Below are 13,166 nucleotides of genomic sequence, written 5' to 3'. Positions count from 1 at the left end.
CAGAATTCACAGTGATGAAATTCCCTTTGCTAAGGTATCGCCTCCATCATCGTCGTCATCATCTTTAGGATCTGGCAATATCGCAACGGACATTTCTCGATACCGGATCATCTCCTCGTTTGACATCGACTTGGCCTTGCTACGCTTGCGGGCAACCTTTCGATATTTGAACCATTCTTTAACCCCTCGCTTGGCATCATCCGTTTCCCACTTAGGAATAACGAAGTTCCGTCTCATGGGAATACGAGCCAGCCTCTTATTACCAATCGCTCGACTCAGCACGTAGAAGGAGCCTTGGGGCAATCCCATTAATTCACCCATTGAAACTAAATCTTTGGCATGAGGACTATCATTCCTAGAAGTTGACGAGGATTTCCCAGTTGATTTTGATTTACTGCGAGTGACAACCTCTGATTTGCCCAACTGCTTACCGTAGTATTCAGCGACTTTGTTCCCGTTGAGCTGGCCTAGGACTTGGGTTTTACACCCTTCCACAATGCCAATGGCTCTCTTTTCACCATAAGTCTCTTCAATAAAGCTCATTCCCTGTGTGGCAAAGAGGAGGCTCACACCATTGGATCGAGCAACGGTCAGAATCTTTTGAATTTCACAGATCTTGATCATCTGGAACTCATCTAAGAAAAAGGCCAAGGGTTGTTTACGAGCTGTATAGCAGTTCGAGAGAAGGAAACACTGAATAGTGGTTGCCAACATTGGACCCGTAGCAGCTTTCATCTTGGGATTCAATCTGAAGATAACCAGTGTCTTGCCAGTGACATTCAAATCCACCGTGGACTTGCCACAGAATGTTGCTGTGGTCGCTGGGGTAATCATTCGCCCAAACAAGATCAAAGCTGTACCCGCAATACTGGCTGCTGTCTCAGGACTTCCCGCACTGACGAGAAATTGGTCAAACGCAATTTGAACATAAGGGGGAAGATCTAAGGCAGCAATCCCAGCCGCACCAACTTGAGCCACCCGCTTGAGGAGATAGTAGGCGAGGATTAATTCATCCCCATCTGGATCAAGCATCTTGGCCCACATAAACATGGCCTGCATCAGTTGTTTCGAGGCCAAGGGGAAGAACTGATCACCTGAATCTGCATTGTTCATCTGCATGTTCTCATTGAGAACATCAGAAATCACATAGGCGTTATCTTTGTCTTCGTAGGCAGGTCTATCATCCTTAGCCTCCATCATGTCGAAGATGTTAAAGACATCAGAATCTTTATCGCCAGGAGCGATGATCTTCACCTTGTAGCCATGAAGTCTGGCATAGCCCGCAATCTCTGAAGATGGGCAAGCCTGATCCTCGGTCTCTTCATGGCCTTTGGCATCGAAAACACACAGGGGTAACCCTAACTTAATCATGGCTCGTTGCAGGGGGGCCATAAGGGAGAAGGTCTTACCGCAACCACTAGAACCAAAGGTTAGAAAATGCTCCTCAAGGTAGGAGAAGATCCAGGAATTCAGATCGCGGGGTATGAATATCTCACGATTCTCGTTATCAATCGTCAGCCCTTTAGGTTCCCCTGCCCACAGCGTAATCTTGTTCCGCTCACGTTTCTCAAGAGCATCATAGGCGAGATGTTGAGCCTTCCTCATCTCATTATCTTTTGCCGTGCGGGCATCTCCAAGCTTTTGCTTCTTGTGTCCTATTTCTCCTTTGGTGATGGCGACGAGGACGAGGATGACAAGGAAAAGACCACCCAGCACATACACCTGAAAGTCAATCTGGGGACTAGGTTGCTGAGGGGGTTGTATAGGTTGTTCAGTATGGTGACTCATGGCAGTTTTGGGAAACTACCAGAACATTACCCAGAATTAGAGAGTGTTGAAGGTAAATTAGTAAGTTTATCGTTACCACTGACGCCAACTAGGATCATAGGCGTCAAGTAATTCCTCTGCCTCTTCAATAGTCATTCCACGTTCTTTAGCAAAGATTTCGATAGACGGCCAGCCACGAGTAGTTTGCGACATCACCTGCCACCCGTTATCGGTGTTGATCAAAGTTGCCATACCTCCAGTAGGGCCACCTACCCACTTAACTAAGGCATAAGAACCTGAAACAACAACCTTTTCTACTTCAGCAGGTTTAGGGAGTGACTGAATAAGAGCATTAGCTATCTGCTGTTCCTCATTAGCTAGAGCAGTTTGAATACCGCTAAAGATAGTTAGGACAGTTAACGCAGTTACAAATAATAACTTTCTCATCGTTGGATTCTCCAAATTTCTTCCGTAGGTGCCTCATGTAAAAAACGTGAGCGATCATACCATCCATCGAAAGTTCCATCAGATCGCCAAGAGAATGAAGCTTTACTGGATGAGTTTGATAGTACTTCAGTGCAACCAGCCGTCATGCATATTCCAATATGGTCATACCCCTTCGAGAGAATAATGTCCCCTGGTTGAGCTTGTCCAGAATTAATTCTAGTACCTCTTCCTGATTTCATCTTATCCAAGACGTTTAAGACATTATCTGTACGCATCGGTTCGATACCTGCCTTAGCCAGGACATGATCAACAGCCCAAGCACATGCTTGACTTCCTCCTTCAGGCCCGCTTGAAGTATCAAACCCATACATTTGTCTTGCAGCTTGATAAATACTTGCATTTACCTGCCCTGCTTCCGGTGCTGGACCTTGGGCAAAAGTAGCTGAGCCATTGGTTGGTTGACAGAATGGAACCCCGGAAGATGCACTTGCACCTGTAGGTGTAACTGGAGCATTGCCATTAGGACCATAGACTTCAAGGGCAACTGGATCATTCCACTTCACATCTTCAGCTCCTCCAGGGAGACTGGTGAACTGATTACGCCCCAACAAATAATCAGCAGCCTCAAAATTTCCTGAACGAATATAGCTGATGATGTCATGGCCGACTTCCTGACCATAAATATCAATCCAAGCTAATGCAGCACGATCACGTTCTTCTTTACTTTCAGACCAAGCATCAATACCCGTCCTGGTATAAAGCGTATCTCGACTCTTCTGTATAAACTGGTACTCACCATATGCACCAGTATCGGGATGAGGCCCAATATCAGTACCTCCAGTAGATTCACCATAAGCAATGCGGGCCAAATACTGATTTATATGATGTTGTTCACTATGGGGGGGTGAGCTGCCATCAGCACCACCAGTCGTCTGATTTGAATCGGTGGCATTGTTCGTTTGTGCTGAGGCAACCAATGTAGGTTCCCTGCAAAACTGCTGTTGACTGGGCTGGAGATTACGGATTGCATCAGGAATGCCCCCAGATCGAGCTAGAAGCAACATGATTCCACCTTCTTTAATGCGCCAGGGGGTTGGAATCCTGATGAAATGAGGGGTGTAATGACTTCCAGTAATTGGATCTGAATAGCCAAACTGCCATGCCGTGGACAACCGGGCAGATCCCACCTCATCCCCTGACCCTTCCCTCATGTCTTCCAGGTACAGCTTGACATTGCCTGCCACCCAAGGCTTAATCCCCGTGACTTCCTTGCCATTGGCTATAATTCTCAACCAGCCTTGCCCACCGGGCACCATCTGATCAGGCCCTTGAATCCAGGCTTGCCCTGATAACTTCGTGGGTTCGCCACCCCCATCAACGTTATCTAACTCAAAGTGACGACAGTTCTTGGTATCTTTCCCATCGATTTTACAGGGTGCAGGTTTTGGAATTTGGTCTTTGGTCCCACCACTGATCACATAGTCGATGTTATCGACCACTGCGGCAGCATCAGTCGTGTCAATTCGCCCCAGCAAATCCAGTCGAGTGAAGCTCAACGCCAACGCTAAATCAATCTGGTCAAGAGGCACATCTTTAAGACCAGGGACTTGATTAAGGGTCTTATCTTCAGAACCTGGGATATCCTTTATCGCTGTCTCTCCCACCCCTGGCGCATCAGCCAATCCCAGCTTATCTAGGGGTAAGGTTCCCAAGGGTAAATCCTTGATAGCTTTGGCGATTTTGGGATTCTTCATCAGCTCTTTGATCAGAACTTTAGAACCTTCCTTGATTGCTAGATCTTTGGCCTGCTTTTTGACTGTATCCCAATCGCCACTGACAATCCCTTGAGCTAAAGGAATAAGCTGTTTTAAGGGTAGTTTTCGCAGACGTTCATTAACCTTGCTGAGGGTCTTCGATAGCTGACTCTGTTCCTCTTGGGTGAAGGCTTCACCCCAGTCTCCCTGTAGTAAATCTTCAGCGGGGATATCAGATATCTCTGGGTTGGATGCTTTCTGTTCTATAAAAACAATGTCTGTTTGATCAATGGGTTCGTGCAGTAGGGGTTCATCCTCGTAGTACCCAAATGCAGATTGCACCACTGCGGGAGCGTCTTCTAAGGACTGCTCAGCAGCACCAGGATTAATTTGCAGATACTCTCCCACTGTCATTGTTGATGCGATTGGCACCTCAGACAGGGTTACGGTTGAAGGGTCTTTGCCACTGGCTTTTAAGACCTCATTGATATTCAATTCCGTAAACTGCTTAAACTGCGGATGATCTTTCAGGTGACCGATCTTGAGAACTTGATCTGAGCTGGCATTCGCGGGCCATGCACCGTTAAGGAATGAAGGAGCTTGGGAACCTGCGGGTAAGCGAATACTCCCCGCTGTCTCTGAGGCTTGACTATTGGCAAAGGTTGGAGCCACAACACCAGATGGGTCATAGTAGAGTCCGGGTATCGTTCCCTCTTCCTGGGTTTGGGTGTTATGGTTGGCTGCTTCTAGGGTTTGTTGGTTGATGATCTGAGCCACTGCGGGAAACGATTGCAGTGCCAGTGCAGCAGCGGGGAGTAGGCTGAGTATTCTTCTGGGATATCGAGGCATGATCAACAGAGTTGCGTGATGGTCTGTTGAAACTTACCCAGAATTTAGGAATCAGAATTGGTTGATCTAAAAAAAATTGAAATGTCCATTATTTCTTTAAACGCACAGCTTTAAGGAATTAGCTGCAAAATTTACGAATTTGCGTTTTTTCAATAGTTAGCAGATAAAGAAAATAAAAACCTCCAGTTTTAAAGTTTTACATGCACAAAAATCTTTTAGAAAACTGGATTACAAAAGAATTTGGGAAGCCGACGTTCTTTCAACCCCAACTAACTCTCAAATGTCATTGCAACGTTTTGAAAAAGACGATGGCCTAGAGCCGATCTGACTTTCAACCCCTACCAACCCTCAAATGTCATTGCAACCCACCTTCTAATTAGCCTAGTCCTGGCATGACTTTGAGCAATTAAATCGCGGATCACAATCATATTGAATCACCTTGGCAAAGAAGCATCCAAAAAGATAAGAGGCTAATCACCAAAGTTTTTAATCATAGAGGGTTTTGAGGAATGCACCAAGTCAATCTAAAGAAATCAGAATTTGAGTTGGCCTTGAGATTCTAGGGTTCCCCCTTGCTCGGGGGCAATTTAGTAGCTGCCACGACAGGTTTATCCTGTATTCTCAAACTAGACGCGGTGGCCTAGTTTAAGAACATTGCTCCCGGCATAAGGTGCGACCTTACCACCACACTCAGACAAGTCCGAGTAGAAGCGGACAACTACTTGCATGTGAACACGAACATTTGTGAAACACATGGGCACTGGAAAGTAGTGAAACTGGACCTTCATTTTTCACAGATACTTTGATGCACCTGCGCGCTATAGTTTTTATTCTATTCTTGTCGCTAAAGCATTCTCATGATCGAGCCTATCTCGAAAGTTTGAGAAATCGTACATTGTTAAACTCACCAACTGATATTGTCTTCAGTCCATCAACACTTGATAATTCCAATAAAGAACGTAGCGTGTATTTCCCTTCATCCTTGGTATTAATAGCAATTTGGATAGTTTCTTGCTCACCGCTCTGAAGAAATATATATCCACTAAATGTACTTTCTAACAAGTTCGATCGATATATTCCTGGTCGTCCATCAACTCGGCAAGAATACAGTCGAGCTTCACCCAACCCACATAAGGGTATGTAGTCAATGATCGATTCAATCGGTTCTACAGACAAGACTTCGACAAGTATGGCTTTTATTTTCAGATCCGCTCTACTTTTATTAAAAATCTCAAATTCAATTGTGTAATCACATTCACCATTAATTCCTTCGTGTTTTTCCTTAGTTATTGTAACGGGTACATTTCCAATGTCTTCCAAAACCAAAGACTGCATGCCGTTATGAAAGCCTCTTATAGAATTGATGGTTGGAGGCTCGTATTTAAGTATTGGATCTCCAGTAAACTGCTGATGAATTTCTCCAATATACGCCACTCCCCCTTCCACTTTGGTCTGCCAACCCTTGGCATTATCTGAAAGATTCTGTGTCATATTGCTCTGGTCAAGAATTTTGCCAGCATTGATAGTTTGAGCTATGGCCTGAACTTGAGATGCAAACTCAGCGTCCTCATCCATCACTACATCTAAATTCTTGGCAATAGTTGATAGAGCTGAAGAATCTCCTTGCTCAGTATTCTTTAAAGCATCATCAACTTTTTGAGACTTACCCCTTAGTCTGGCCCAAATCTTTTGACGAAGCTCGCTCATCTTAGCTATTGCATCAGCAGTGAACTTTTTTGTAACCTCACCTGCACTAGATTTTAGGATTTCTTGAAAGGCAAGATTAGCGATTACTGCGGCTGACAAGGTAATAGGTTCAGTCATGGCTTTTTTTGGCAGACATCGTTAAATTATCTGGGCAAAGCTATAAATTTACGCGACCCTTCAACGAAATTTGAGATTCAGACCAATAGAGAATCGACTGATTGGAAGAAATAATGCAACTAATTCCTTAAAGAATTTATTTTTTTCTCAGAAAAAGTGCAGCTAAAACTTTAATTCCACTTCTTGAGTATCATTGCCTATAAATCAGCAGATCAGCCTCTGAATTTAGTTTGTAGCGATTCAAAGTTGTGCAGCTAATTCTATAAATCGCTCATTCTTGTGCGTTTAAAGAAATAATGGACATGAAAGCTTTTTGTACAGTACATCGCTATTTGCACAGATGTACAAAATTAGTGCTCAGATTGACGATTTTACTGGGTTTCAATTTTTGGCAATTGAATAAATTTAAAAATGCCGATTATACATAATTACTGCACACCTAAAGCTATTAATCAACAAATAGCTAAGTATTCGACTCCTTTATTCTTCGGCGGCAATCGTCAAAATTACTCTGAACTTTAACTGTGTTTGGGTGTTCATCGCCCAAGAGCTTCTGGTAAATCTCCAAGGCTTGCAAATAGAGGGGTTCTGCCTCGCTGTACCGCCCTTGGTTGTCGTAGAGTGCTGCCAGGTTATTGAGGCTTTGAGCGACATCGGGGTGTTCGCTGCCCAAGAGCTTCTTTCTCATCTCCAAGGCTTGCACATAGAGCGGTTCGGCTTCTGTGTACCGCCCTTGGTTTGTGTAGAGTGCTGCCAGGTTATTGAGGCTAAGAGCGACACCGGGGTGTTCGCTGCCCAAGAGCTTCTTTCTCATCTCCAAGGCTTGCACATAGAGCGGTTCGGCTTCTGTGTACCGCCCTTGGTTGTCGTAGAGTGCTGCCAGGTTATTGAGGCTTTGAGCGACATCGGGGTGTTCGCTGCCCAAGAGCTTCTTTTGCATCTCCAAGGCTTGCAAATAGAGGGGTTCGGCTTCTGTGTACCACCCTTGGTTTGTGTAGAGTGCTGCCAGGTTATTGAGGCTAGTTGCGACATCGGGGTGTTCGCTGCCCAAAAGCTTCTTTCTCATCTCCAAGGCTTGCAAATAGAGCGGTTCGGCTTCTGTGTACCGCCCTTGGTTTGTGTAGAGTGCTGCCAGGTTATTGAGGCTAAGAGCGACACCGGGGTGTTCGCTGCCCAAGAGCTTCTTTCTCATCTCCAAGGCTTGCAAATAGAGCGGTTCGGCTTCTGTGTACCGCCCTTGGTCGTAGTAGAGTACTGCCAGGTTATTGAGGCTCGTTGCGGCATCGGGGTGTTCGGTACCCAAGAGATTCTGTCTCATCTCCAAGGCTTGGACATAGAGGGGTTCTGCTTCTGTGTACCGTCCTTGGTTGTCGTAGAGTAATGCCAGGTTATTGAGGCTTTGAGCGACAGAGGGGTGTTCGCTGTCGAATCTTTTTTTTGTCTGTTCCAGGCATTCTTGATACAAAGGCAGAGCTAATCCATAGTTCCCTTGCCCTTCATAAAATCGACCGATGCCGACATAGGGCCAGGTTAAGTCATCATCACTCAGAATGTCTATCCATTGTCTGACAAGTTCCTCTAGATGGGGAATGCTGGCACTCATCCCTGCAATTACATCAATCGTTGGATTGTTTCCAATACCCTGAGCAATTCCCACCATTGCTTTACAAAATGACTGCTTCAGCGACTCCCCATTACCAGAAGATTCTTGCAACTTAATCCGAAAGAACTCCTTCACAATTTGATGGAGTTGGTAGGTTCTCTCTTCAACTCGTTTGAGTAAATTTTTATCTCTTAAACCTTCATCCCTAATGTCCTCCAGATCGTCTTTATCCCGATCAGATAGACATTCTTCAACCAGATGCCAAGGAATCGGAGCAACTGCAAACACGCCTAATAAACAGGCAAGTTCTTGTTCTGCCTCACTTAGATCTACCCAGCTTAACTCCAATGCAGCAGCTACCCCTAACTGAGCCGTCATTCCTGATTCTTTGGTTATAAGAGCTTTCGCTGCTAATTTCTTGGACTCAAGACGCCCAATCAATTTTTCAAAGGACCAGTCTAATTTTCTCGCTAGAAACCGTCCCAACAGCTCTAGTCCTAACGGTAAGTTACCGACCCAACCACATAAGGTTTTAGCATCCTCCAATTGTGATTGAATCCGGTCTGGTCCCACTAGCGTTTCAAGTAGAGCCAATGCACTCTCCTCATCTAGTTCTTCAATGGACAGTGACTGCACAGAGCTGCCTAAGTTCAAACGAGTTGTCAGCAATACTTTGAACTTAGGATCTGAGGGAGGCAGATAGGGTTCAACTGCATCAAACTCAGTTACATCATCGAGAACAACCAGTACATCTCCCTCTCGCCAATGTCCCCAACAATAATCGACCTGCCCTTTTTCATCTAATCCATCAGGGAAAGTAAGACCCAGTTTAGTCTGAGCAAAGGTCACTATCTGGGTTGCTATCTCTTGGCCCCTGGCTCTTAGCCAACAAATTCCTCCGGGGTATTGCTCCTGTTCTAATTGAGCTATGGCGTATTGCAATGCCAGCTCTGTTTTGCCAATGCCCCCCATCCCAGCTATAGCTGTAATTGCAATACGTTGGCTGTTTTGTAATTGCTCATGGAGGTCTTGAAGTTTTTGGTTACGACCAACAAACTCCTTAACCCCACTTCGGGGAAGGTTAGAGGGAATGCCAATAGGAGGATTTAACTTTGCCCGGTCCTGGTCAGGCGACTCTAGTCAAATGGTCTTATTGATGGTGATGTTATCGCCTTGATAGACTTCTCCACCTGAAATACTGTTTTGGAAGTTGGTTCCACCGTAGTTATTTTGAACTTGGGTGTCGTTGTCCTTGCTGATATGAATATTGATTTCTTGGGCTATCTGTCGTAGTTCTCCAGCAAAAGTTTCATCTAGCATTTCCACATCTAGCAGAGTAGCAACAGTTTCAATTGCTTTCTGATCACCTGTCTCTGCCTGGGTTAATGCCTGTTCTGCTGCGCCATGTTTACCGCGTAGCCTATCCCAAATCTTCTGACGGAGTTTCCCCATCAAGGAAAGGGCATCAGCAGTGAACTGTTTTGCTGCTTCACCAGCACTGGTTTTTAGGAATTCTTGAAAGGCAAGATTAGCAATTACTGTGGCTGTTAGGGTTACAGATTCAGTCATGGCTGTTTTTATGGCAGATATCGTTAAATTATCTGGGGTAAGCCATGAAATTACACGAGTCTTCAGCTTGATTTGAGATTCAGTTATTCCGTTCTGGAGTCATGGATCTAACAATTGGCGTTGATAGGTGTGCAAATAATGCTGTACATTGCTCAACCCAAATTAATGGCATCGATGCATCTAATTATTTACATCTGTTGAATAGAAAATCAGAGAAAGAATTACCGAAAACTACTTAACAGCAATAGATTCAGCGTTTTATAGGCTGAGCACTAATTTTGTACATCTGTGCAAATAGCGATGTATTGGACACTTTTGGTTGATTATACTCAGAAGCTATATACCTCCCTCAAATACGAAAAAACGACTGGAATTGATGCTAGTAAAGATTAGAAAAGTCCAATCAATATCTAAAACAGAGCATCACTTACATAGCAATTTTAGATAAAGATAGACATTGTTAAAGCTATACAACATGAGGATCTCATCTGCTTCCAAAAAAAGCTTGCAATAGTACTGCAAGATAGATTCTTTTGAACTCGATTAATCTAACGAAGTAGCATACTAACATGATTACCAGAAGAAGCTAGAAACAAATAAAATTGTTAAACCTAAAAAGACAGCAGCAAATAAGTTCCTGCTTTGCTCTAAGAATATTAAAAGTATTTCCGTATGAGGTCTACCAGGAATACCTAGTTCTGATCGAATATAATCAAGCCATTCATTAAGTTTCTTATTTTTTTGAGCACCTTTTCCAAAAATAATAAAGAATCCAATACTCAAAAGTGCTGGTAGCACTAAAGAATATCTAAGATAAGGATTATTGTTATCTGCATGGTCGAAATAATAGACGAGAATTGCACCAGTAATTGCGTAAAACCAAGTTACTACTTTCCAAGTGGTGTCCAAATAGAACTTAAAAATATCAATATAGATTTCATATTGCTTCCATAAAGTATTATCTTCAGGTAGTTCATGCTCCCTATCAATCCAATTTTCTGGCTTATCTTCTTTATATCTATATGTCATTTACGCAAGTACCCACTTATCTTGATCTTCTAAAATGTCCTCAACTCCAGCTTTATTTCGCTGCCACCATTCACCTAAACTAGTTGCTTACTTTCACACAGACCGTCACGAACCTCTGGCGCTGATCACATGTCGGATACTGCACCCGTGATTGTTCGAGAGTCGGTGGCCCAACATGCTTTAATTCAATGTAAAAATATCCTGTAATCGTAACCACAAACGGCAATCCAAAGATCAAGTAAAAGATTACTGTAAAACTGTTTTTTCATTGAATATCCTTCTAGGAACCCTAAAATTTCAGGCTAGATCGGGATACGGGTGCAATAAAACCATCGCACTATTAGTATTTGCGAACTATATCATATTTACCTCAATAATCTTGATTAATCGGCTTTAGAACAAGTTAATGTTCTCTATTCTTTATGGATAAGTTATTTACTTTTTATTTCTTCATTTGCAAAAAATTACTGAATATTGACGACTTGATACTTGGCCCGACTCGTAGGCACCACAAACAGAACATGCTTGGCTCCAGAGTTCGTCACAATCACCAACATCGAGGAGCCATCAGAATTTGATATCTTCCCCTTAATATTTTTGGGTTTAACCCTCGTCAATTGCAGCATGGAAGGAGCCTGACCTTGGCACTGTTTCACTCCAGAGCAGAGCTGACCATCCAATGGATACAGCTCAATTTGATTCGGTGGCTGGAGACTCAAACCCTGTATCTTGTCGCCATTGTTGAGGTGGACAATCACCCCGGATGGATCAACGGCAATGGGCCGCATATTGGTTGTTCCTTTGAGGTTCAACTCTCTCACTTGCTGTGCTGAGGCGACCGTTGACCAGCTCACCAGGAATAACAGCGCAACTATCAATTGGTTCACAGACGCACCTCTCGCACGAAATAGAGCTGTACTTTTTTACCGCCAAACCGAAACACACCAATTTTGGTTTGCGTTGGGCCATTAACAGACTGTCTAAGACGTTCCCCAATCCGCCCTGTAGCCCCTTCCACAAATGCAGCAGTGTTATTGCGATTGTTGTTGTTCGTGGAAAGGAACGTCTGATTACCATTACTGATCGCGGTTTGACTCGTGGGATTATTGAGGTTACTTGCCCAGGTCTGGACCCCACCAATACCAATATCCAGAGCCGTCTTGATAAAACCGTTATTCCCTCCCTTCGTCTCCAGTTTGGCAATCATCGTCGGATCTCCGTCTTGATGGATTTCAACGGCTCCTGACTGAACAAACTTAGATCCAATCTTGGTGAGATTCACTGAAATCAACCCTTGCTCTGTGGCCTGGGTGACAATACCAAGGGCAATGGTGCCTCGACTCGCAACGACATCCCCTGCGCCATCCTTCAGATCATCCTGAAGCTTTAAGCGCACGACCTTCCCCTTTGCTAAACCTGGATTTTCTGGTATCCATGAGACTCGGTTGACCACTTGAGCGCTAATGGCCGTATCCACAGGAATCACCGCTTGGCTAGCCGTTGCCACAATCTGATTCATATATGGATTTTGGAGGTTACCAGAAAGATTTCCAAACTGTTTACTGGGCTGGGGAATAGTCTGAGCAGTACTAGCAACCTGGACCGGAGGAGTAAACCGTTTTATTGGCGATTTATTCGACTTAAATTCATCAGATTTGGAAAGCTTCAGCAGCTTGCGCTTGCCCGTTCTAGCGGGGGAGCTAGAAGCAGCGACAGGGGCAGTAAAGAATCCAGCATTAGGATCATCAATCGGCTGCTCTATGGGTTGAACTGCAACCGGACGTTGCACCAAAAACTGTCTATTCCTATCCTGCTGATAAGAGGCATGAGAGCGCTGTTGTATGGGCCTTGCCCGATAGATGACCCGTGGAGCAGATACGGTGTTTTGCGGTGAAACGGAGGCAGGCCGTTGATTCCCTTTTGGTTTTCCCTGCTGCTTTTTCCCATTGAGAACCTGCTGACGCTTTTGCTGGCGATTAAAGGTTTCTCGCTCCAACAGATCCTCAACAATCTTTTGGTCACTTTTGGATAGCCCTGTCTGAGCGTTCGGTGGGACTGCGGCCTGTTGCTGTTGCTGTTGATTATTAGCGGTATTGCCACCATTAGCCGTCACACCTAAGAAGATGCCAAAAATGCCCAGCAAGACCACCAAAATGCCACCACCCCAGATGCACAACTTAATCATGGGGTTCGTTGCCAGGGTGTGCTTGGTGACAACGCTGTAATCCTCATCGCTGTCGTCATCCGCTTCTTCAACGATCTCATCCAACGGATCATCGACATCACCCGTCAGATCTTGCCATTTGTTTAATGCGGTGGACATC

9 protein-coding genes are annotated in these 13,166 nt (G+C 44.5%); all 9 read right to left on the bottom strand.

Annotated features, from left to right (window positions below):
* Nucleotides 1-6: 6 nt before the first annotated feature.
* Nucleotides 7-1,788: a type IV secretory system conjugative DNA transfer family protein gene (locus AM1_RS33670; protein ID WP_012167817.1), complete on the bottom strand. Its 1,782-nt coding sequence runs from the start codon at nucleotides 1,786-1,788 to the stop codon at nucleotides 7-9.
* A gap of 72 nt (nucleotides 1,789-1,860) precedes the next feature.
* Nucleotides 1,861-2,214, bottom strand: a complete 354-nt coding sequence (locus tag AM1_RS33665) for a hypothetical protein (RefSeq protein WP_012167818.1) — start codon at nucleotides 2,212-2,214, stop codon at nucleotides 1,861-1,863.
* Entirely contained in the window at nucleotides 2,211-4,817 is a 2,607-nt protein-coding gene (locus tag AM1_RS33660) for a hypothetical protein (RefSeq protein ID WP_012167819.1), read from the bottom strand. The genes AM1_RS33665 and AM1_RS33660 overlap by 4 nt, the downstream gene beginning before the upstream one ends.
* An 867-nt stretch (nucleotides 4,818-5,684) precedes the next feature.
* Complete coding sequence (locus AM1_RS44335; RefSeq protein WP_012167821.1) at nucleotides 5,685-6,641, bottom strand: hypothetical protein; 957 nt, start codon at nucleotides 6,639-6,641, stop codon at nucleotides 5,685-5,687.
* Between the two features lie 463 nt (nucleotides 6,642-7,104).
* Nucleotides 7,105-9,336 carry a tetratricopeptide repeat protein gene (locus AM1_RS33650; RefSeq protein ID WP_071820028.1) on the bottom strand — a complete coding sequence of 744 codons (2,232 nt, stop codon included), beginning with the start codon at nucleotides 9,334-9,336 and terminating at the stop codon, nucleotides 7,105-7,107.
* 48 nt (nucleotides 9,337-9,384) lie between these two features.
* Nucleotides 9,385-9,813, bottom strand: coding sequence for a hypothetical protein (locus tag AM1_RS33645; protein WP_012167824.1), 429 nt, complete (start codon nucleotides 9,811-9,813; stop codon nucleotides 9,385-9,387).
* Between the two features lie 573 nt (nucleotides 9,814-10,386).
* Complete coding sequence (locus tag AM1_RS38080) at nucleotides 10,387-10,842, bottom strand: hypothetical protein (protein WP_012167826.1); 456 nt, start codon at nucleotides 10,840-10,842, stop codon at nucleotides 10,387-10,389.
* A gap of 464 nt (nucleotides 10,843-11,306) precedes the next feature.
* Nucleotides 11,307-11,729: a hypothetical protein gene (locus tag AM1_RS33635; RefSeq protein WP_012167827.1), complete on the bottom strand. Its 423-nt coding sequence runs from the start codon at nucleotides 11,727-11,729 to the stop codon at nucleotides 11,307-11,309.
* On the bottom strand, nucleotides 11,726-13,165 hold the full coding sequence (locus tag AM1_RS33630; protein ID WP_012167828.1) for a hypothetical protein: 1,440 nt from the start codon (nucleotides 13,163-13,165) through the stop codon (nucleotides 11,726-11,728). Before AM1_RS33630 ends, AM1_RS33635 begins: the two co-directional genes overlap by 4 nt.
* Nucleotide 13,166: the final 1 nt, after the last annotated feature.

This window comes from Acaryochloris marina MBIC11017, from assembly GCF_000018105.1.
GTDB classification, from domain to species: Bacteria; Cyanobacteriota; Cyanobacteriia; order Thermosynechococcales; family Thermosynechococcaceae; genus Acaryochloris; species Acaryochloris marina.
The sequence above is the reverse complement of the archived record's forward strand: the minus strand, read 5'-3'. Positions and strand labels throughout refer to the sequence as shown.